This window comes from Ruegeria sp. SAZD013, assembly GCF_059612525.1.
The window spans coordinates 74,397-94,886 of sequence record NZ_JBXWQT010000028.1 but is presented as its reverse complement, the minus strand read 5'-3'; the positions used below and the strand labels follow the sequence as shown (position 1 = coordinate 94,886).

General features: G+C 57.5%; 22 protein-coding genes. 15 read left to right on the top strand and 7 right to left on the bottom strand.

The genetic code is table 11. From position 1 onward, the window contains the following. Window position 1 precedes the first annotated feature (1 nt). Both AC2FLU_RS14710 and rnr read left to right on the top strand, forming a co-directional pair. The gene (locus tag AC2FLU_RS14710; RefSeq protein ID WP_480517911.1) at window positions 2–577 is read left to right on the top strand and encodes a TIGR04282 family arsenosugar biosynthesis glycosyltransferase; all 576 of its coding nucleotides are present in this window, start codon (window positions 2–4) and stop codon (window positions 575–577) included. A gap of 47 nt (window positions 578–624) precedes the next feature. Further along, entirely contained in the window at window positions 625–2,883 is a 2,259-nt protein-coding gene (gene rnr / locus AC2FLU_RS14705; protein ID WP_496809495.1) for a ribonuclease R, read from the top strand. Here the strand turns inward: rnr and AC2FLU_RS14700 are convergent. Both AC2FLU_RS14700 and AC2FLU_RS14695 read right to left on the bottom strand, forming a co-directional pair. After that, window positions 2,874–3,260 carry a DUF1801 domain-containing protein gene (locus AC2FLU_RS14700; RefSeq protein WP_496809494.1) on the bottom strand — a complete coding sequence of 129 codons (387 nt, stop codon included), beginning with the start codon at window positions 3,258–3,260 and terminating at the stop codon, window positions 2,874–2,876. The genes rnr and AC2FLU_RS14700 overlap by 10 nt on opposite strands. Next, window positions 3,257–3,955 carry a glutathione S-transferase family protein gene (locus tag AC2FLU_RS14695; protein ID WP_480555001.1) on the bottom strand — a complete coding sequence of 233 codons (699 nt, stop codon included), beginning with the start codon at window positions 3,953–3,955 and terminating at the stop codon, window positions 3,257–3,259. The genes AC2FLU_RS14700 and AC2FLU_RS14695 overlap by 4 nt, the downstream gene beginning before the upstream one ends. 84 nt (window positions 3,956–4,039) lie before the next feature. Between AC2FLU_RS14695 and AC2FLU_RS14690 the strand changes: the two genes are divergently transcribed. Continuing rightward, the gene (locus AC2FLU_RS14690; protein ID WP_480484146.1) at window positions 4,040–4,753 is read left to right on the top strand and encodes a helix-turn-helix transcriptional regulator; all 714 of its coding nucleotides are present in this window, start codon (window positions 4,040–4,042) and stop codon (window positions 4,751–4,753) included. Between the two features lie 62 nt (window positions 4,754–4,815). After that, window positions 4,816–6,132: a lytic murein transglycosylase gene (locus AC2FLU_RS14685; protein WP_496715332.1), complete on the top strand. Its 1,317-nt coding sequence runs from the start codon at window positions 4,816–4,818 to the stop codon at window positions 6,130–6,132. A 52-nt stretch (window positions 6,133–6,184) separates the two neighbouring features. Here AC2FLU_RS14685 and AC2FLU_RS14680 read toward each other — a convergent pair whose 3' ends face one another. Beyond that, the gene (locus AC2FLU_RS14680) at window positions 6,185–7,582 is read right to left on the bottom strand and encodes an aspartate aminotransferase family protein (protein WP_480517901.1); all 1,398 of its coding nucleotides are present in this window, start codon (window positions 7,580–7,582) and stop codon (window positions 6,185–6,187) included. 77 nt (window positions 7,583–7,659) lie between these two features. Next, window positions 7,660–8,343, bottom strand: coding sequence for a GntR family transcriptional regulator (locus AC2FLU_RS14675; protein WP_496812024.1), 684 nt, complete (start codon window positions 8,341–8,343; stop codon window positions 7,660–7,662). Window positions 8,344–8,483: 140 nt separating this feature from the next. Between AC2FLU_RS14675 and AC2FLU_RS14670 the strand changes: the two genes are divergently transcribed. The 5 genes from AC2FLU_RS14670 to AC2FLU_RS14650 all read left to right on the top strand — a co-directional run bounded on the left by AC2FLU_RS14670 (window position 8,484) and on the right by AC2FLU_RS14650 (window position 13,772). Next, a complete protein-coding gene (locus tag AC2FLU_RS14670) occupies window positions 8,484–9,569 on the top strand; it encodes a polyamine ABC transporter substrate-binding protein (protein WP_480474181.1) in 1,086 nt (361 codons plus the stop codon). A gap of 69 nt (window positions 9,570–9,638) precedes the next feature. Then, the gene (locus tag AC2FLU_RS14665; RefSeq protein ID WP_480474180.1) at window positions 9,639–10,766 is read left to right on the top strand and encodes an ABC transporter ATP-binding protein; all 1,128 of its coding nucleotides are present in this window, start codon (window positions 9,639–9,641) and stop codon (window positions 10,764–10,766) included. Next, entirely contained in the window at window positions 10,766–11,656 is an 891-nt protein-coding gene (locus tag AC2FLU_RS14660; RefSeq protein ID WP_496812023.1) for an ABC transporter permease subunit, read from the top strand. Before AC2FLU_RS14665 ends, AC2FLU_RS14660 begins: the two co-directional genes overlap by 1 nt. Beyond that, entirely contained in the window at window positions 11,653–12,471 is an 819-nt protein-coding gene (locus AC2FLU_RS14655; RefSeq protein WP_480474178.1) for an ABC transporter permease, read from the top strand. Before AC2FLU_RS14660 ends, AC2FLU_RS14655 begins: the two co-directional genes overlap by 4 nt. Further along, complete coding sequence (locus AC2FLU_RS14650; protein ID WP_480517897.1) at window positions 12,468–13,772, top strand: NAD(P)/FAD-dependent oxidoreductase; 1,305 nt, start codon at window positions 12,468–12,470, stop codon at window positions 13,770–13,772. The genes AC2FLU_RS14655 and AC2FLU_RS14650 overlap by 4 nt, the downstream gene beginning before the upstream one ends. Here the strand turns inward: AC2FLU_RS14650 and AC2FLU_RS14645 are convergent. From AC2FLU_RS14645 to AC2FLU_RS14635, 3 genes are read right to left on the bottom strand one after another with little or no spacing between them, the layout of a single operon-like run. After that, window positions 13,765–14,652, bottom strand: a complete 888-nt coding sequence (locus AC2FLU_RS14645; RefSeq protein ID WP_480474176.1) for a phosphotransferase — start codon at window positions 14,650–14,652, stop codon at window positions 13,765–13,767. The two genes, AC2FLU_RS14650 and AC2FLU_RS14645, sit on opposite strands and share 8 nt — an antisense overlap. A gap of 50 nt (window positions 14,653–14,702) precedes the next feature. Next, window positions 14,703–15,365, bottom strand: coding sequence for a flagellar hook capping FlgD N-terminal domain-containing protein (locus AC2FLU_RS14640; RefSeq protein ID WP_496809493.1), 663 nt, complete (start codon window positions 15,363–15,365; stop codon window positions 14,703–14,705). 3 nt (window positions 15,366–15,368) lie between these two features. Further along, a complete protein-coding gene (locus AC2FLU_RS14635) occupies window positions 15,369–16,613 on the bottom strand; it encodes a flagellar hook-length control protein FliK (RefSeq protein WP_496809492.1) in 1,245 nt (414 codons plus the stop codon). A gap of 110 nt (window positions 16,614–16,723) precedes the next feature. Here AC2FLU_RS14635 and AC2FLU_RS14630 point away from each other — a divergent pair, with 110 nt between their 5' ends. The 6 genes from AC2FLU_RS14630 to AC2FLU_RS14605 all read left to right on the top strand — a co-directional run bounded on the left by AC2FLU_RS14630 (window position 16,724) and on the right by AC2FLU_RS14605 (window position 20,414). Next, the gene (locus AC2FLU_RS14630; protein WP_480474173.1) at window positions 16,724–16,999 is read left to right on the top strand and encodes a rod-binding protein; all 276 of its coding nucleotides are present in this window, start codon (window positions 16,724–16,726) and stop codon (window positions 16,997–16,999) included. Then, window positions 16,989–17,348, top strand: a complete 360-nt coding sequence (locus AC2FLU_RS14625) for a flagellar biosynthesis protein FlgN (RefSeq protein WP_480622558.1) — start codon at window positions 16,989–16,991, stop codon at window positions 17,346–17,348. The genes AC2FLU_RS14630 and AC2FLU_RS14625 overlap by 11 nt, the downstream gene beginning before the upstream one ends. Before the next feature lie 210 nt (window positions 17,349–17,558). Continuing rightward, window positions 17,559–18,770: a flagellin N-terminal helical domain-containing protein gene (locus AC2FLU_RS14620; protein ID WP_209505009.1), complete on the top strand. Its 1,212-nt coding sequence runs from the start codon at window positions 17,559–17,561 to the stop codon at window positions 18,768–18,770. 77 nt (window positions 18,771–18,847) lie between these two features. Continuing rightward, window positions 18,848–19,222, top strand: a complete 375-nt coding sequence (gene flaF / locus AC2FLU_RS14615) for a flagellar biosynthesis regulator FlaF (RefSeq protein WP_480555010.1) — start codon at window positions 18,848–18,850, stop codon at window positions 19,220–19,222. Next, window positions 19,222–19,623 carry a flagellar biosynthesis repressor FlbT gene (gene flbT / locus AC2FLU_RS14610; RefSeq protein WP_480606333.1) on the top strand — a complete coding sequence of 134 codons (402 nt, stop codon included), beginning with the start codon at window positions 19,222–19,224 and terminating at the stop codon, window positions 19,621–19,623. The genes flaF and flbT overlap by 1 nt, the downstream gene beginning before the upstream one ends. Beyond that, window positions 19,620–20,414: a DUF1217 domain-containing protein gene (locus tag AC2FLU_RS14605; RefSeq protein ID WP_480606330.1), complete on the top strand. Its 795-nt coding sequence runs from the start codon at window positions 19,620–19,622 to the stop codon at window positions 20,412–20,414. Before flbT ends, AC2FLU_RS14605 begins: the two co-directional genes overlap by 4 nt. Window positions 20,415–20,490 lie beyond the last annotated feature (76 nt).

Genomic DNA, 20,490 nt, shown 5'->3' with positions numbered 1-20,490 from the left:
CATGCAGCGCACATTGGTGATCATGGTCAAGGAACCTCGACCGGGCCGTGTCAAGACGCGGCTGGGGCGTGATATCGGCATGGTTGGTGCCGCGTGGTGGTTTCGGCACCAGACCCGCGCTTTGATCCGAAAGCTGCGTGACCCTCGCTGGCAGATCGTGCTGGCCGTGTCGCCCGATGCAGAAGGTCTTGCAAGCCGTATCTGGCCCGTTGATCTGCCGCGCGCGCCGCAGGGGTCCGGCGATCTGGGGGACCGGATGAGACGGATGTTGCGCGGAATGCCCAAGGGGCCGGTTTGCCTGATCGGAGCGGATATTCCGGGTATTTCGCGTGCACATATAGCCCGCGCTTTTGGTGCGCTTAGGCGAACCCAGATGGTGTTCGGCCCCGCGCCGGATGGCGGCTATTGGCTGGTCGGTGCGCAGCGCTATGGCGCGCTGCCCGCAGGTCTGTTCCACGATGTGCGCTGGTCCACAGAACATGCATTGGCCGACACACTTGCCTCAATCCCAAACTGCCGTGTGACCCTGCTGGACCAGCTGCGCGATGTGGATACGGTCGCTGATCTGAAGCCCTGAGATTTTTTGGTCATGACGCGGTCGCAAACGCGTGCTACGCCGGAAGCATGACTCGCATCCCCACCAAGCAGGAGGTCCTTGACTGGATCTCGGCGAACCCCACCCTGACCTCGAAACGCGATATCGCCAAAGCCTTTGGCATCAAGGGCGCGGATCGTATTGACCTCAAGCGCATCCTCAAAGAGCTTGAGGCCGAAGGGCATCTTGAAAAACGCAAACGCAGCTATCGCGATCCGGACCGTCTTCCACCTGTCAGTGTCTTGCAGGTGAAAGAGCCGAATGCCGATGGTGATCTGTTCGCCCGACCACTGGAATGGCATGGCGAAGGGGTCGAGCCCATCGTTCTCATCATCGCGCGGGCCAGCGACCCGGCCCTGGGTGAGGGTGACCGCATTCTGGCCCGCCTGACCGTCGTGCACGAGGAAGATCACAATTACGAAGCCCGTCTGATCCGCCGGATCGGAACCAACCCGCGCAAGATCGTGGGCATATTCCGTAAAGGGGCCGAAGGGGGCAGAATCGTCCCTATCGACAAGGCCGGCCAGACCGAATGGCTGGTTGCCGATGGCGCGGTGCATGGTGCCAAAGACGGCGAATTGGTCGAGGCCGAACAGGCCGGGCCAAAAAATCGCATGGGCCTGCCACGCGCCCGCATTGTTGAACGGTTGGGTGATCCGACCGCGCCCAAGGCTGTTTCGCTGATCGCGATCCATCAGCACGGTATCCCGGATGACTTTCCCGACAAGGTCATAGCCGAAGCAGACAATGCCAAACCCGTTGGCCTGAAGGGCCGCGAGGACCTGCGGGACATGCCGCTGCTGACCATCGACCCCTCGGATGCGCGTGATCGTGATGATGCCTGCTACGCGCACGCGGATGACGACCCGAAGAATCCCGGCGGACATGTGATCTGGGTCGCTATCGCCGATGTTGCTGCTTATGTGCTGCCCGGCTCGGCCCTGGACCGCGAGGCGCGCAAGCGGGGCAATTCAAGTTATTTCCCTGACCGAGTGGTCCCGATGCTGCCTGATCGGCTGTCGGGTGATCTGTGTTCCCTGCATGAAGGCGTCCCGCGTGCCTGTATCGCTGTGCGGATGCAGATTGACGCGGACGGTAACAAGATTGGTCATCGTTTCGTGCGGGGGTTGATGCGTTCGGTCGCGTCGCTGAACTATGCCGAAGTGCAGGAGGCCATCGACGGCAACCCGAACGACCGCACCGGGCCATTGGTGGAGACGGTCTTGAAATCGCTTTATGCCGCCTATGCCGCGCTGAAGAAAGCGCGGGCTGTGCGACAGCCGCTGGAACTGGACCTGCCCGAGCGTAAGATCGTGCTCAGCGAAACGGGTCATGTTGAAAGCGTGGCGTTCCGTGACCGGTTGGATGCGCATCGGTTGATCGAAGAGTTCATGATCCTCGCCAATGTCTCGGCTGCGGAGACACTGATCGCCAAGCGCCGTCCGCTGCTGTTCCGCGTGCACGAGGAACCCGCGCCCGAGAAACTGGAAAGCCTGCGGGAAACGGCGCAGGCTGCCGGATTGAACCTCGCCAAGGGGCAGGTGCTGCAAACCCGCCACCTGAATGCGCTGCTGAACGCCGCCGCCGGGACCGAGGATGCGGAACTGATCAACCTGACCACCCTGCGGTCAATGGCACAGGCATATTACAACCCTGAGAACTTCGGCCATTTCGGGCTGGCGCTGCGGAACTACGCGCATTTCACCTCTCCTATCCGGCGCTATGCCGATCTGGTCGTGCATCGGGCGCTGATCTCGGCCCACGATTGGGGCACAGACGGTTTGACAGAAGACGAGATTACCCGGCTCGAAGAAACGGCCACTCATATCTCGGACACCGAGCGCCGCTCGATGATGGCTGAACGGGACACGACTGACCGCTATCTGGCCGCGTATCTGAGCGAACGGGTTGGCAATGAATTCACGGGCCGGATCAGCGGCATTGCCCGGTTTGGTGCTTTTGTCAAAATGGACGAAACCGGTGCGGATGGCTTGGTTCCGGTGCGATCACTTGGGCGCGAGTTTTTCCATTTCGACCGCGAGGCCGGGACACTTATGGGGGCGGACACGGGGCTGACTATCGCCATTGGTCAACGTGTCACCGTTCGACTGACCGAAGCGACACCAGTGACCGGCGGGTTGGAGCTGGAGCTGCTGTCCATTGACGACCAGGCCCTGCCGCGCGGACAGGGGCCAAAAGGGCGATCATCCCGGCGCAAAGCGATCAGCACCAAGCGCAAGAAGGACAAGATCAAGCGCAAGGTCGAACGCAAACGCCGTCAGAGGTGATAGGTCAACGCCCGGGCAATCAGCCATCCGTGGCGTGTTGGATCGATTTGTGTAGTGTCATCAAACAGAACGGCACGGTTCCCATCTATCTGGTCCTCGCCCGGAAAGGCGTATGTGAAATCGCTTATCAACCGGGTTTGGCAGTGCACAAACAAGGCGAAACTTGCCGACTTGTGCGCGCCCAGCCGGATCGTTGACCTTTTGGGTGCAAGATAGGCGGGCTGACCCCAGCGCAGTTCCTCTCGCACCGTGGGGGCGGCAGGCAGAGAGGCTGCCGTGTCAAACACAAGTGCCCGCAAGGCCAGAGCCCCCGCACGGGTTTGCGGGGGCAGGGCTTCAAAGGCCGAAGCGACCAAAGGGTTTTCAAAAGGTTTCACGCAATTGGTATCGCCTGTTCCAACCGATCCACGTAGCTGTTTAGCAGGTTATCCTGTTTGATCCGGCGGGTCAGGGGGGTGTCCGCAGGTGTGGCGCGCATAGCGGCAAGCATTGGACCAACGCTCATGTCAGCCGATGTCGGCCGGTCCCCAAGCAGGAAAGAGGATTGCCACAGATAGGCCGAGATCGCCTCGAGGTCACGTTCGATCCGGTCCAGCCGTTCGGACAGCGAAAATCGCCCGATTCCCTGTGACGTAATTCCCTTCAGAACGGATTTCCGGATCGCATTGGATGCGGGTTTTCGGATCAAAGCCGGAATTCCGGTAAAGAACGTATCGCGTAAGATTGGCCAGACTTGGTCATTGCCCCAGCGATCCAGAACGATGTGAAAATACAGATGCTCTTCGGCCATGCGCACCAGGGCGCGGGACTGCGCCTTTTCGACATCCGTCAACCCTTTGTCGAAATCCGCGCCCTGCTGTTCCAACCAATCACGGATCAGGTCGCTGTCCGGGACCAGGCGTTCCGGCGTCCGCAAAACGGGCAGCTTCTGGTGGGGCATCTTGCGGGGGTCAAGCATGTCCGAGCGCTGCCAGGTCTGGCCGGACTGCTGAAGCATCAATGCTGTTTTGACGCAGAAGGGGCTGGCACTGAACAGGCCGAAGGCAGAGGGGAACGTGAGAAGGGTCAGCATTATAAGGCTCCGTGTTATGGGGTGCTGACTGAGTATCGGGGCCTAATGACAGTTTCTGTCATTAGGGATAAGCTATAATACATCATGTCCCGCACCGCCCGTTTGTTCCAACTGATGCAAGCCCTGCGTTCTGGCCCTTCGCCCAGAACATCCGAACAGTTGGCGCAGGATTTGGGTGTTTCGGCCCGAACAATTCATCGGGATATTGATGCATTGCGCGGACTGGGTGCCGTGATCGATGGCGAAGCGGGGTTTGGCTTTACGCTGATCGAGGACGCAACCCTGCCCCCATTGGGGTTCACTGATGATGAGCTTGAAGCGTTGGTTCTGGGCCTGCGCGAAGTTCAGGTGATTGGCGATCCGGCTTTGTCGGGCGCAGCGGGCACGGCCCTGCGGAAACTTCAGGGACGCTTGCCGCAACGCCAGTCCCACCGGCTCAGCCATGCGGTTCTGGCTGCTACGCGGTTCAACCGCCCGCCTGAACCCACGATTGACGTGGCCACTCTGCGGCAGGCGACGTGGGATGAGCGCGCGGTTGAGTTTTTCTATACGGACGCGAAAGGCGATGCTACGCACAGGCGCGTCAACCCGTTGAGCATCGTCTATCTGGATCACTCGAACGTGTTGTTGGGCTGGTGCCACCTGCGACAGGATTTTCGCGTTTTCCGGTTGGATCGCTTGCAGGACATGTCAGTGACGGAACAAAGTTTCAGGCCGAACCGCGTGCCCCTGCTGCGCGAAGCATTGGAACGCATTCGGGCAGAGCGTGCCGCGCAGGAGCGTGAGGCGAACGTCTGAGCTCTTTGTGAATTTCCGATTTTGCGCTACCCTGTGGCCGAGCAGTAATCAGGAAAAACGGAATGCGAAAATGCGTAGGCGGCGTCATGACCGTCGCATTGTGGGCATCCATAGTGCAGGCGGAAACAACAGAGAACACCAGATGGGCAGACAGCGGGATATCGCGCGATGCGTTGCAACTGGCTTCGGCGGATGTGACCGTTTCGATCCGTCCGGTCCCGCGCCCGTTGACTGAGGCCTTGCCCGTGGCTTCTGCGACAACGGCACGGTTTCAGACCTGGCTTGGCGCGTTTCAGGGCCGCGCGCGGCGGCAGGGCATTTCGCAGGGAACACTGACTCAGGTGTTTTCGGGCATGAGCTATGACGCAGATGTCCTGGAACGGGATCGCAATCAGGCGGAGTTTTCGAAACCCATCTGGGAGTATCTTGAGACCGCAGTTTCGGAAACGCGCCTGTCGAATGGGCGCGCCGCCCTGCAGCGGCATCGGCAGGTGTTGAACCGGATCGAGGCTGAATACGGCGTTGAAAAAGAGGTGGTCACAGCCATCTGGGGACTTGAAACCTCTTTCGGGTCTTATCGCGGCAGCAGTCCAACGCTTCGTTCATTGGCGACGCTAGCCTTTGATGCGCGGCGGGCACAATTCTTTGAAACGCAGTTGGTCGCTGCCCTGCGGATTGTGCAGGCTGGTGATATCAGTGCCGGCAACATGCTTGGCAGTTGGGCGGGCGCAATGGGGCATACGCAATTCATGCCCACGTCATATCTGGATCACGCGGTAGACTTCGACGGTGATGGCAGGCGCGACATCTGGTCGGATGACCCGACGGATGCGCTGGCTTCGGCGGCGTCTTATCTGGCGCGGCATGGTTGGACGAAGGGTCAGCCGTGGGGCGTGGAGGTGCGTCTGCCCACGGATTTCGATTACGCCTCAGCCCGTCGTGATTTTACGCTGATGCCGTCCGAATGGGCTGCAAGGGGTGTCGTGGCGCGGGATGGCACCGTCGTGCCGGATCATGGGAAGGCCGCGATCCTGCTTCCGGCTGGAAGTCAGGGCGTCGCGCTGATGATTTTTGACAATTTCAACGTGATCGAGGCGTATAACGGGGCCGATGCCTATGTGATCGGCATCGGGTATCTGTCCGACCGGCTTGCGGGGGGCGCACCGTTTCAATCTGACTGGCCGCGCGGCGATCGGGTGCTGAGCTTTGCCGAGAAAAAGGAACTTCAGACACGTCTGACGGATGCGGGCTTTGACACAAAGGGTGTCGACGGGCGCACTGGGCCAAATACTATCAACGCGGTTCGAGCGTATCAACTGGCGCAAGGGTTGGTCCCGGACGGATACCCCACGCCAAACCTGCTGGAGCGGTTGCGATGACAAAAAAAGGCGGCCCATATGGACCGCCTTTTAAGATGCATAAATCGCTGAGTTAGGATGCGGCTTTCATCAGCCCCTGCGCAATGATCTCGGCCTGTGCTTCGTCCAGCGACTTGTAGATCCGCACGAACATCTCGTCGATATCCGCAGGCGTCAGGATCAGCGGGGGTGAGATGATCATCCGGTCGCCGACATGGCGCATGATCAGGTTATTGGCAAAGCACCGATCACGGCAGATATAGCCGACCGTGCCGGGTTCGGATGCGAATTTGGCGCGGTTTGCTTTGTCCGGGGTCAGCGCGATAGACGCCATCATGCCAACGATCTTAGCCTCACCCACCAGCGGATGATCTGCCAGTGCTTCCCATTTCTCTTTCAGATAGGGGGCGGCAACGTCGCGCACATGCTCAACGATCTTCTCTTCTTCGAGGATGCGCAGGTTCTCCAATGCCACGGCAGCCGCGACCGGGTGGCCGGAATAGGTATAGCCATGGTTGAATTCGGTACCGCCGATTACTTCGGCGATTTCGTCGTTCACGATGGACCCGCCGATGGGCGCATAGCCCGAGCTAAGGCCCTTGGCGATGGTCATGATATGCGGTTTGATGCCAACGGTTTCAGAGCCGAACCAGTTGCCTGTCCGGCCAAATCCGCAGATGACCTCGTCAGCTATCAGCAAGATATCGTACTTGTCGCAGATACGCTGAATTTCCGGCCAGTATGTATCGGGCGCGACAATCACACCGCCTGCACCCTGAACCGGCTCGGCGATAAAGGCGGCTACCCGGTCTTCGCCCAACTCCTCAATCGCCTCTTCCAGCTCGCGCGCGCGGGCCAGACCGAATTCTTCGGGCGACATGTCGCCGCCTTCGGCCCACCAGTTGGGTTGGTTGATGTGGTGGATGTTCGGGATCGGAATGCCACCCTGTGCGTGCATCCCGGCCATACCACCCAGCGAGGCCGAGCCCACGGATGAGCCGTGATAGGCGTTCTTTCGGCTGATGATAATGTTCTTGTCAGGCTGGCCCTTCTGGGCCCAGTAGGTGCGCACGAGGCGGATATTGGTATCGTTTGCCTCGGACCCGCCTGCTGCGAAAAAGACATGGTTCAGGTCGCCCGGAGCTAGTTCGGCAATCTTGGCAGCCAAAGCAATCGCCGGGACGTGGGTCGTTTTGAAGAAGGTGTTGTAATAGGGCAGCTCGCGCATCTGGCGCGCGGCAACATCAGCCAGCTCATCACGCCCGTACCCGATATTGACGCACCACAGGCCCGCCATCGCGTCCAGAATTTCTTCGCCTTCGCTGTCAGTCAGATAAACGCCAGTGGCACGTGTGATCACGCGCGCTCCTTCCTTCCCCAGCGCACCATTGGCCGAGAAGGGGTGAATGTGATGCGCCGCATCCAGCGCCTGCAATTCGGCGGTCGGCATATGGTTGGTGATGGTAGACATCGGAGAATCTCCTTCAAGAACGCAGTTGGCGAACACAATATGATCAAATTTTTTCGTGTCAATCGAATCAGGCTGAATCAGACGGACGTCAATGCTTCCGCCATCAGGTCCATGCCTTGTTCGATGTCCTGGGCGGTTGCCTTTGCGGTCATTTCAGCGTCACCGACGCGCAATGCGGCAATAATGTCCTTGTGCCGATCCGGAAGGCTCTGTGTGCCGAAGCGCCCGCAGACAACACGCAATGAGGGGCCAAACCGCAACCAAAGTCTTTCAGCCAGGTCACTGAGGATCGGCGCGTTTGCGTAAGAATACAGCGTTTCGTGAAAAGCCTGGTTCAAACGCAGATAGCCACCGACATCTCCATCGGCGATCATGCGATCCAAATGCCTGTCCAGGCGTTCCAAGTGATCAATGTCCTGCGTTTTCAGGTTGTCGGTTGCACGTCTGGAAAGCTCTGATTCTATTGAAATTCTGGCGAAGATCATCTCTTCAATATCGTTGGAGTTCAGCAACGGTACACTGACGCGCCGATTGCCCTGGAAAACCAACCCTCCATCCGAGATCAACCGGCGAATCGCTTCGCGGACCGGAGTCATCCCAACACCCAGCGAATCAGTCAGACCCTGGATTGTGACGGGCTGACCTGGGACCAGTTCACCGAACAGAATCTGTGATCTGAGTGTTTGGTAAACCTGCTCATGCGCGGGTTGTTTGCCCCCTTCAGTCGACGGCGCATATGCCTTATTTTTGATCAAATCCAATTGGTTCTTCCTATTTCGACTAAGCCTGACTTGTCAGGTGACTGGCCACGTGAAACCATACGCTGGATCGAGGGAAAACGCAAAACTTGATCAAATCCAAAAAAACGGGAAAATACCCGTACACTTGCAGGGAGAAGAATATGACAATCAAAACGCTGACCATGACAGCGGTCATCGCATTGGGGACTTCGGCGGCATTTGCCGAAGAGGTGCGTGTTTACAACTGGTCCGACTACATCGACGAAGAACTGCTGAGCAAGTTCGAAGCAGAAACAGGTCTGACCCTGATCTATGACGTGTTCGACAGCAACGAGGTTCTGGAAACCAAGATGCTGGCCGGTGGCTCGGGCTATGATGTGGTTGTACCGTCAGGTACATTCCTTCAGCGCCAGATCCAGGCCGGCGCGTTTCAGCAGCTGGACCAAAGCAAGCTTTCGAACGCCGGAAACCTTTGGGATGTAATCGAAGAGCGAACTGCCGGTTATGACCCGGACAACGCGTATTCGATCAACTATATGTGGGGAACAACCGGGATCGGCGTGAATGTCGGTAAGGTCAAAGAGGTTCTGGGCGACGACATTGCCCTGAACAGCATGGACTTGGTCCTGAAACCCGAGAACATGGAAAAGCTGGCCACTTGCGGTGTGCATTTCCTGGATGCCCCGGCCGAGATCATTCCCATGGTGCTGCAATACCTTGGAGAAAACCCTGACAGCCACGACGCGGACGTGATCGGCAAGACCGAAGCGGTTCTGACAGCAGTCCGCCCGCATATCCAGAAATTCCACAGCTCGGAATATATCAATGCGCTGGCAAATGGCGACATCTGCGTTGCTGTTGGCTGGTCGGGTGACATCCTTCAGGCACGCGACCGTGCCGCAGAGGCAGATAACGGGGTGGAGATCGAGTATCACCCCTTCGCCGAAGGGTCACTGATGTGGTTCGACCAGATGGCAATTCCTGTCGATGCTCCAAATCCCGAAGGCGCACACACGTTCCTTAACTTCATTCTGGACGCCAACAACATGGCGGCGGCATCGAACTATGTGTATTACGCCAACGGCAACAAAGCGTCTCAGGAATTTCTGGAAGAGGACGTGATCGGCGATCCGGCCATCTACCCGGATGATGCCACGATGCAGAACCTGTACATCACGACACCTTATCCGGCGAAAACGCAGCGGGTCGTGACGCGTCTGTGGACCAAGGTCAAATCGGGCACCTGATCCGAATTGCACCGGCAGGGCGGCGCCGCCGCCTTGCCTCTCTTTTCAGCTATTCGAACGAGGGCCGTAGTGAATTCTGACGTCTTTGCGCCATGGGATGACCCGCAGGCGAAACCCTTGATCCAGTTCCGAAACGTGACCAAGCGTTTTGGTGAATTTACTGCCATCGACAACCTGTCTCTGGATATCTTCGAGCGAGAGTTCTTTGCCCTGCTTGGTCCGTCTGGATGTGGCAAAACGACGATGATGCGGATGCTGGCCGGGTTCGAAACACCGACCGAAGGCCAAATCCTGCTTGGAGGGAAGGATATCGACCCAATCCCGCCCAATAAGCGTGCCGTAAACATGATGTTCCAGTCCTATGCCCTTTTTCCGCATCTTAGCGTCTGGGAAAACATCGCCTTTGGCCTGCGCCGGGACAGAATGCCCAAACATGATCTGGAAGACCGGGTCGAAGAAATGCTGCGCCTGACCCGGCTTGAACAGTTCGCCCGCCGTAAACCGCATCAGATTTCGGGTGGGCAGAGGCAGCGTGTGGCGCTGGCGCGCTCGCTTGCCAAGGCACCCAAGCTTTTGCTGCTGGATGAACCGCTGGGCGCACTGGACAAGAAATTGCGCCAGGATACCCAATTCGAACTGATGGATATTCAGGAAAAAACCGGCACCACATTCGTGATCGTTACGCACGATCAGGAAGAGGCCATGACAGTCGCCAGCCGTGTGGCGGTGATGGATCAGGGTCAGCTTATGCAGGTTGCCACTCCGGACCGGATTTACGAAAATCCTGCCTCGGTCTATGTCGCTGATTTCATCGGGGACGTGAACATCATAGAAGGGCGCGCGACATCTGTCGGAGAGGATACCTATCAGGTAGACTGGGCTGAAGGGCAAGCGCCGCTGACCGCAGCGTCAGCGAAGAACTTTGAAAACAGTCAGTTGTGCCATCTGGCGATCCGCCCGGAAAAAGTGACAATCTCGGCTGAGCGTCCGGCGGATGCAGTGAATGCGGTGCAAGGCAAGGTTCATGACATCGCGTATCTGGGCAATCTGTCCACTTATCACGTTGAACTTGCAAACGGCACAATCATCAAGGCGCAGACGGCCAATACCCGCCGCATCTCGCGCCGTTCATTCACCTGGGAAGACCCGGTCTGGCTGTCCTGGACGGCCACCGCTGCGGTTCTGCTGGTCGACTGATGCGCCGTGCTGTTCTGATTGCCATACCTTATGTCTGGCTGTTGGCGCTGTTCATGGTGCCATTCTTCATCGTTCTGAAGATTTCGCTGTCGGATACCGCGCTTGCGATCCCGCCCTATACACCGACACTGGATTTTTCAGCTGGTTGGTCGGGGATCAAAGAGTTCTTCAGCCAGCTTGATCTTGAAAACTTCATCTGGCTGACCGAGGACGACCTGTACTGGAAAGCGTATCTGTCCAGCGTCAAGATCGCTTTGATCTCAACCTTCCTGACTTTGCTGGTTGGTTACCCCATCGCCTATGGCATGGCCCGTGCGCCCGAGGAATGGCGCCCAACGCTGATGATGCTGGTGATCCTGCCTTTCTGGACGTCATTCCTGATCCGGGTTTATGCTTGGATGGGCATTCTGTCGAATGAAGGGTACCTTAATCAACTGCTTCTGTGGGCGGGTATCATTTCGACGCCTTTGACGATCCTGAACACCTCGACTGCCGTCTATATCGGTATTGTTTACACCTATCTCCCGTTCATGATCCTACCGATTTATTCGTCATTGGAACGTATGGATGGTTCGCTGATCGAGGCGGCCGAGGATTTGGGCTGCTCGAGGGCACAAGCCTTCTGGCTGGTCACCGTTCCACTGTCCAGACCGGGCATCATCGCAGGTTGTTTTCTGGTGATGATCCCCGTGATCGGCGAGTTTGTGATCCCGTCACTACTGGGAGGGTCCGGTACGCTGATGATCGGCAAGGTGTTGTGGGAAGAGTTTTTCTCGAACCGAGACTGGCCCGTGGCAAGTGCTGTCGCGATCGTGCTGTTGCTTATTCTGGTCGTTCCCATCGTGCTGTTCCAGCGCAACCAGCAGAAACAGGCGGAGGCTGACGGATGAACAGATTAAGCTGGTTCAATACGGTTTCGCTGACGCTGGGTTTTGCGTTCCTGTATATTCCGATGATCATCCTGATCATCTTCAGCTTTAACGAAAGCAAGCTGGTCACGGTTTGGGCCGGGTTTTCGACCAAATGGTATGGCGAACTGGTTCAGAACGAGGCATTTCTGGATGCCGCATGGGTCACGGTCCGGGTTGCGGTGTTTTCTTCGACATTGGCAACCATTCTGGGGACTGCGGCCGCTTATGTGCTTGTCAGGGGCAAGCGGTTCTTTGGTCGGACACTGTTTTCCGGCATGATCTACGCACCGCTTGTGATGCCCGAGGTGATCACCGGCCTGTCGCTGCTGTTGCTCTTTATCGGGATCGGGCTGGACCGGGGTATCCTGACCATCGTTCTGGCTCACACAACATTCTCGATGTGTTTTGTGTCGGTTGTCGTCTCGTCACGGCTTGTGACATTCGACAAATCGCTGGAAGAAGCCGCTCTGGATCTGGGTTGTTCACCCGCGCAGGCCTTTGGTCTGGTCACCCTACCGATTATCGCGCCCGCGGTAATCTCGGGCTGGCTGCTGGCTTTCACATTGTCGCTGGATGATCTGGTTATAGCGTCGTTCACATCGGGCCCGTCGGCGACGACCCTGCCGATCAAGATCTTTTCGGCCGTGCGGCTGGGCGTCAGCCCCGAGATAAACGCGCTGTCGACGATCATGATTGCGGTCGTGACGGTTGGGGTGATAACGGCCTCACTTGTGACCAAGCGCGCCATGATGCGTCAACGGCAGGACGAGCAGGCCGCTGCGCGCACCGAATGAAACGGATATTTCCCGAATACACCTATGGTGCGGGTCCTCGTGATGGTTGCTGGTGGGACGAGACCATTGCAAACCCGAACTGGCCAGAGTTTCAGGGCGATCTGAACGTTGATGTCGCCATCGTCGGTGGCGGCTTTACAGGGGTCTCAGCGGCTTTGCATCTGGCTGAAAACGCGACCTCGGTTGCTGTGCTCGAGGCAGGCCCACCGGGGTGGGGCGCATCAGGTCGCAATGGCGGTTTCTGCTGTCTTGGCGGATCGAAGCTAGGGCAAAAGTCCATGGTGCGCCGCTATGGCCGCGAAGCGGCGCAGGCCTATGAGACGGCTGAACAGGACGCGGTCCAGCTGGTTGCCGATCTGCTGGCGCGGCATCGGATAGATGCGGATACGCATTCCAATGGTGAGACCCAACTGGCCCATTCGCGACATGCGATGGATGTCCTGCGCCGACACGCGGACGAGACCGGCATTCTGCACCAAGCTGCTGATTTGCCAGCGCTTGGTATGTGTGGTGCATTCTTCGGAGGGTATACTCTGCCGGTCGGCTTTGGGCTCAATCCCCGGAAATACCTGTTCGGGTTGGCAAGCGCTGCGGCGGCTTCGGGTGTGAATTTCTTTCAGAACAGCCCCGTTTTGAACATTGAAAAAACAACGTCCGGCTTCAGACTGCAAACAAGCGCAGGGCAGGTTAACGCTCAGGTCGTGCTGATTTGTACCAACGGGTATTCTAGCGAAGACATCCCCGATTGGATGTCCGGACGCTACTTGCCCGCGCAATCGACCGTGATGGTAACGCGCCCGCTTAGCCAGGCTGAACTATCGGCGCAGGGCTGGAACTCGGACCAGATATGTTACGACACGCGTAATCTTCTGCACTATTTTCGCCTGATGCCGGATGGGCGCTTTTTGTTCGGAATGAGAGGCGGCTTGTTATCGTCGCCCCGGTCCGAGGCCGCGATCCGGGCAAAGGTTCAACAGGATTTCAAACGCATGTTCCCGGCCTGGGCGGCGGTTGAGGCGACTCATATCTGGTCAGGTATGGTGTGCCTCTCGCGAAGCCTGATGCCTTTTGTTGGTGCCGTGCCCATGCAGCCAGGCATGTTTGCCGGATTTGCGTATCATGGCAACGGCGTCGCTATGGGCACATACAGCGGACGCGCATTGGCACGGCTGGCTTTGGGCAAGGATGCCCGTTTGCCTGCCCCGATGAGGCAAACTCCTGAACGGTTTCCGTTGGGCCGCTGGCGTCGCGCATTGATGCCACCGGCATACGCCTTGTTTGCGCTTTCGGACCTCAGGTGAATTCGTTCGGTTTCAGGGTTTCGATTTCCAGTTTCAAGCCTTCGGAATAGTCGGGTGCACCGTTTTCCGCGCGCCACAGGCAATAAGCGGCCATGCGCCAAGCATACCATGGCTTGAGCCGTTGATAACGGGAAACAATCTCAGGTCTGCGATAGGCGGACAGAAACTGAACTTCTTCCGCGTCCGACAAAGGTGAGCCCCGGTAAAGCCTTTGCATCGCCGGGGACAGAAACATCGCAAGGTCTTCGCACGGGTCGCCAAAGGCAGGGCATTGCCAGTCGATCAAGGTCAGGCCGCGGGATGCAACCAGAATATTCCCAGCGACCGGGTCGCCATGGATCAGGCAAGTCTTGGTCGTGGAAGGGACAGATATCGAGGGTTGCAATACTGCCAGTTCGTTTCTGGTTTCTGACCTGCACCCTTGCAGAATTCTGTACCCATGGGCCATCAGATCCGCGCTGCCGTTGCACCCGGCAGGCGCTGGAATGGTGTTGGGCAGCGAATGCAGCCTGCGCAGCAGTTCACCAACCTTGTCCGAGCCATTCCGCCAGGGTGTTCCGGGTGCGTGGTCGTAAAACACCCAATGCGCGTCCTTGTGCTGTCCTGCGGCGCGCAGCCTTGGCACAAAACCGGTCGGACCAAGCGCCTTAAGGCAGAGGGTTTCCAGCTTTGCATCATTTCGAAACAAGGGGTTGCGCAGGGTCGGGCTGTAAAGCTTCAGCACTTTGTCGCCGTCGTCCCCCAGCACTTTCCAAACCCTGTTGGTCCGACCGCCATACAGGATTTCGAACTGCGCATACATGTTGACCAGCCCAAGAGAGCTGAGGTGTTCAACCAGATCATGAGGGGGGGCAGGCAGGTTGGGCAGAGGTCTTTTCACTTCTTCTGGCGAGTCAAGTTGCCAACCTTTGGCCCGTCCAGCCCAACAGATCAAGCGCCCGTTCGAACAGCCGTGACCAGATCTGCGGGAATCACCTGACCGCCTTGCAGGGTCAGCAGAACAGCATCTTCTCCCACCTGCGCCTCGACGACCCGGTTATAGGCAGCGACGGGTTTCTCGGAAATCAGCCGGTCATTCTTGTAGCTTTCAAGCGTCGCGGTGTAGTTGCCAGCAGCCATCGGATCACCTGAGGAACTTACACCTGCCCAAGCAAACTCCGTCGCCGTTGTAGGAACAGAAACCGTGTCGACGACTGTGCCTTCATGATCACGGATCACCAGTTTGGTTGCGTCCGCGTCAGAATCCGCGCGCGAAAACAGGGTCACTGGCTGGCCGTTGAAATGAAAACCCGAGGCAGATCTGACGTCCATTCCGACCCAGCTTGCAAGGTCGTTCAGATTGACACTGCCAAGCGTGCTGGTCAGGGCGGAAAGCAGGTCATTGGTTTGAACCTGTTGTTCAACCATCGAAAACTGCGCAAGTTGCGATGCGTATTCGGTTGAGTCCATCGGCTCCAGCGGGTCCTGATTCTGGGCTTGCGCGGTCAGCATCAACAGAAACGTTTCGAAATCCGAAGTGATCGCAGAACTTCGGGACGGACCGGCAGTTTCCTGAGATGTGGCAGCCTGTGTGGCAGTGATGGGTGTGATCATCTTTCAATATCTCATATCGATGCCCCTGACCGGAGCAGGAGTTTGTGGATGTGGCGTGGCTTGCGCGAGGTGTACGTTCCGAACCAGTTCGGATTCCGGTGTGGCCTGAGCGTCGAATTCATTTGCCGGTTTATCCCGTGCACCTGAATCCGACGGAGTCCCCAGATCGATGTTCAGGTTTCCATAGCCCAGTTTCTGAAACTCCTCCGTAAGAACGGACAGGTGGCGGCGTATAAGTTCCATCGTGTCCGGGCGTTCGGTGGCGATTGTCATCTGGAGCCCGTCATCCCTACCGTTCAGCACAATGGATACACGCCCCAGTTCTTCGGGGCTTAGCGAGATTTCCATGATGCCGGTTCCCGGTCGGGTCTGAATCGTTGCCGCCAATTGCCCGGCTATAGCACGAGCAATTTCAGCACGGGCGGACGGAGAGGGCATCGCCGTGTGTTGTGCCACCTTGCGGGGGGCTTGCTGAACGGGTTCGTTTAAGGCGATGGACCCCGCGTCAACCTCCTGCGCCGGTGTCGCCTGTTCCGCTTCGATTGAGTTGAGGATCAGTTGAAGCTGCGCAACCGGTGTCGCGCGGTTTGGATTTGTCGGCTTGGGCGTGGCAGCGACTTCTGCTGTCTCGGGCGCCGCCTTTGTGCTTTCAAGGAGCCGTTCGGTTTTCACCCCGGTTGTCTGGTCCTTAGATTGGGGTGGCTGGCCCAAAACAGGCAAAGCCTCTGTGGGTTTTTGGGCAGGCACGACCTGGGTCGAAGCGGCGTGAACCTGCCTTTCGGTTGGATGCCCAGGCACAAAGGGTTGAATGTCGGTCTGACGGGGTAGACCCGTTGACGCAACGGTTTGTTCCGGTTCTGTCGTGCCCGTTGCGGGGATATCCGCCCTAGCAGGTATAAACGGCGCGGGATGCACCGTATTCGCCGTAGGCGTTTCAAACGTTCCGACAATTTCGGTCTGCGGTGAAATGTTATCTGCCAACTCTGGTGCCCGAGGTGAAATCGCCACGACAGATGCCTCAGCCGTGTTTGGCAGAATGGCCTCCACCTCAATCTCGGCAGTTTCGTCGGTGGTTTCGATAGAAGCGTCCAAAACCGTATTGTCGGTGGCGGGACTTGTTTCGTTTCCCTGTTCAAGGATGTCCTCGAAACTGCCCACCCCGGTAGCACGACCCGGTTCTTTTGCGGGCGAATTGGGTTTCGCAGTTGCTGTTGGCGCTGCGGCCGCCAGCGTTAGTGGTTTGGGCATTTTGCTCTGGCTCCGTGTGACTGATCAGAACTCTGCCCGCAGGAAGTTACGTTTATTTTAACCGCTTTCACCTTTGATCGAGAAAGTTCGAAGCATTTTCGGAGAATACCATGCAGGTTTCGACATTTCCCCAGGCGGTTCAAACGCCCTTGACCCAGACCCGACTAAAAAGCGCGGCCATCGAGTTGGAGGCCGCATTCCTCAGCGAAATGATGAAGTCCGCCGGATTGGGCAAAACGCGCCAGTCCTTCGGTGGCGGGGCCGGTGAAGACCAGTTCTCTTCGTTTCTAGTTCAGCATCAGGCCCGGCAACTGGCCCGGGCTGGCGGAGTGGGCTTATCAGAAATTCTGCTGAAATCTTTGATGGAGAAAACCGATGACGTCTGAGGCCGACATGGCACTGATCAAATCTCTGGAAGAAGTTTTGGATCTGGAGCGTGCGGCGCTTGTCCAGGGTGATCTGGATCGTCTGACGCATATGGTGCCGGAAAAAGAAAAACTGATTGGCGCGATCAACGACCTTCAGGTGCTGAACAGCGATGCACTCATGCGGGTGCAGCAGAAAGTCGAACGCAATCAGGCATTGCTGAACAGTGCCGCCGACGGGATTCGGGCCGTGGCCAGCCGCATGGCCGAACTGCGGCGGGTTCGGCAGGAATTCAGCACTTACGGCGCGGATGGGCAACGAAGTGAATTTCCCGTTCGTAACACGGCAAAGCTGGAAAAGCGCGCATAGGCCTGGGTTTGATTCAAATCTGAAACTTCTGGTTCGGGCGTTTTAGCACTCCGTTAGGGGATCGGGCTCAAAAGTGATGCTGCACCTGGAAGCATCAGGTGGCGCGAACAGCCACGCGGCGCGTCGCACAAGTCAGAAAGACACCAATGCCCGCAGATACTGTGGGGTGAACATGGGCGAAAATGGCCCGAAGGCAAAAGGATAAAAGCTATGTCCAGCATTCTGACAAACAATGGCGCGATGGTTGCGCTGCAAACTCTCAAGTCGGTCAACAAGAACCTGGCAATGACCCAGAACGCGATTTCGACCGGTAAGGACGTCGCGACAGCCAAGGACAACTCGGCGGTTTGGGCGATCTCGAAAGTGATGGAATCCGACGTCAAGGGCTTCAACGCGATCAAAGACAGCCTCGCGCTGGGCGAATCGACAGTAGCTGTTGCGCGAAATGCGTCTGAAACCGTCACCGACCTGTTGACTCAGATGAAAAGCAAGATCGTCGCGGCGCAGGAAGACAACGTTGATCGCGGTAAGATCAATGACGATGTGACCGCACTGAAGGATCAGATCGCATCGGTTGTCAGCGCTGCCCAGTTCAACGGTCTGAACCTTGTTGACGGCTCGACCGGCTCTGCCTCGATCCTTGCATCGCTGGATCGTGACAACACCGGGGCGGTGACTGCGTCGTCAATCTCGGTCTCGGGGCAGAACCTGTCGACCGGTGGGTATGTCACCAAACAGGTTTTCGACGGCTCTACCGGTGCATCGACCGGCAACGACCGCGTGGGGGCAACCATTGACAATGGTGCAACGGCTGCGACGGCGTTGGTTACCGATGAATCCAGTGGCGCTTTCGCTGCCGGAGATAAGGTTGTCGTCGCCATTAACGATCAGGTTGTGTCCTATACCGTTTCTGCGGAAGATGCTGCCGCGACAACGACCGGTGACCTTGTTGCCGTCGGATTGAAATCGAAGATCGAAGAGCTTGGAATTACCGGTCTGACCGTCGATTACGACTCCGGAACTGCGGGTACGTTGTCGGTTACAAACGGCACAGGATCTGACATTTCGTTCTCGGCTCAGTTCGTGAATGCGGGTGCCGGTGGTTTGGGCGCGCTGGCAGGTATTGATGTGTCGACAGGTGCGGGGGCAACCGCTGCGTTGGCGGCCGTCGAATCGCTTATCGATACGTCGATTGATGCTTCGGCCGCCTTTGGCTCGGCGCAGGGGCGTATCGAGACCCAGAAAGAGTTCATTTCGAATCTCTCTGACTCGTTCAAATCCGGTATCGGCGCGCTGGTCGACGCTGACATGGAAGAAACCTCGGCGCGTTTGCAGGCCCTTCAGGTACAGCAGCAGCTGGCAACACAGTCGCTCTCGATTGCCAACCAGGCTCCGCAGTCGATCCTGTCGCTGTTCCGCTAATACGCAACGCGGTCCGGGGCGCGATTATCGCACCCCGGTCGTGACCACCTGACGACGGCTTTTTGGAAGGAATTCAAGTGACCCCGCAAACCCTCGCTCAATACACTTATGCGCAAGCCGCCGCGCCGACGCGAACGCCCCGTGACACTGAATATGAGGCAATTTCCAGGATTACGCGGCGTCTCAAGGCGGCTACCGCACGCAAGGCAACGGATTTCTCAGCGTTTGTTCAAGCCGTTCACGAGAACCGCCGGTTATGGGGCGTGATGGCAACAGGTGTCGCGGATTCGGCAAACGCGTTGCCAAACGATATTCGCGCCAGGATCTTCTACCTTGCCGAGTTTACGGAACTGCACAGCAGCCGCATTTTAGCGGACGGCGCATCCATCGAACCATTGCTTGAAATAAACACGGCGATTTTGCGCGGATTGCGCCAGATGAGCGCAACGTGATGAGCGGGCTGGTTCTGAAACTCGCCCCGAAGGAAAGGGTGTTGATCAATGGTGTTGTGATTGAAAACGGCGACCGCCGTGGCCGGTTTTCGATCATGACGCCGCAGGCCAATGTCCTGCGGCTGCGCGATGCGATACATCCGGATGAAGTAAATACTCCGGTGCGCCGTGTCTGCTATGCCGCACAGCTTGTTCTGTCCGGAGACATGGATCCGGTTCGGGCACGTCAACACCTGTTGCGCAGCGTGGAAGAGCTGAGCCAGGTTTTAACAGATACAGACAGCCGCCGTGTGTTGTCTGAGGCAACAGACGCGCTGGTGGCCGAGCAATACTATAAATGCCTCAAGTCACTTCGCTCGCTTCTTCCGCGCGAAGAACGGTTGATGGCTTATCAGCAATGAGCTTTCAACCGGTCATCCCCACTGGCGGGATCGTCGGCTGGCGGTTTCTGCAACGTACTTATCAAGGTCAGTTTCAAAGTTTCTCGTCTTCGGCAGTGAATGAGAGGGAGACGAAGTATTTCCTGGACAACATTGGGAAAGTGAAGACCGCCGAACAGTTGGTTTCGAACCGCAGATTGTTGCAGGTCGCTTTGGGTGCCTTTGGGTTGGAGGCGGATGTGGACAACCGGTTCTTTATCCGGAAAATTCTGGAGGATGGAACACAGGCGGAGGACGCTTTGTCCAATCGTTTGGCGGATAAACGGTACCGGGAATTTTCGGATGCTTTCGGGTTTGGCCCGGGGGCTGTTCGAAAAACGGTGCTGGTTACCAATATGGAAAAGATAGCCCAGGCCAATCTGTCTGCGCGGTTTGAGGTTGCGGTCGGACAGTCGGATGAGACGATGCGCATTTCGCTCTATGCCCAGCGCGAGCTGTCTGATCTGGCGAAAAGCGGAAGCAGTACAGATACGAAATGGTTCGATCTTATGGGATTGCCACCACTGCGCAAAATGATGGAAACGGCGCTTGGGCTGCCACAGTCATTCGCCCAACTGGATATCGACAAACAATTGGTCGAGTTCAAAAGCCGGCTATTCCATCTGACTGGATCGGATGATCTGGCACAGTTTTCGGACCAGAAAGCAGTTGAGAAACTGACCGACACCTATCTGGCCAGAAGTCAAATCGCGGGTCTTCAGAGTACGATCTCGCCAGCGCAGACCGCTTTGATCTTGCTTGGGGCTGTGTGATCAGAAGACGCGGGGCAAAAGCCCGGGCCGCAATCAAGTATCCGACGTCTCTCGTTTAACCTGCACAAACCACATG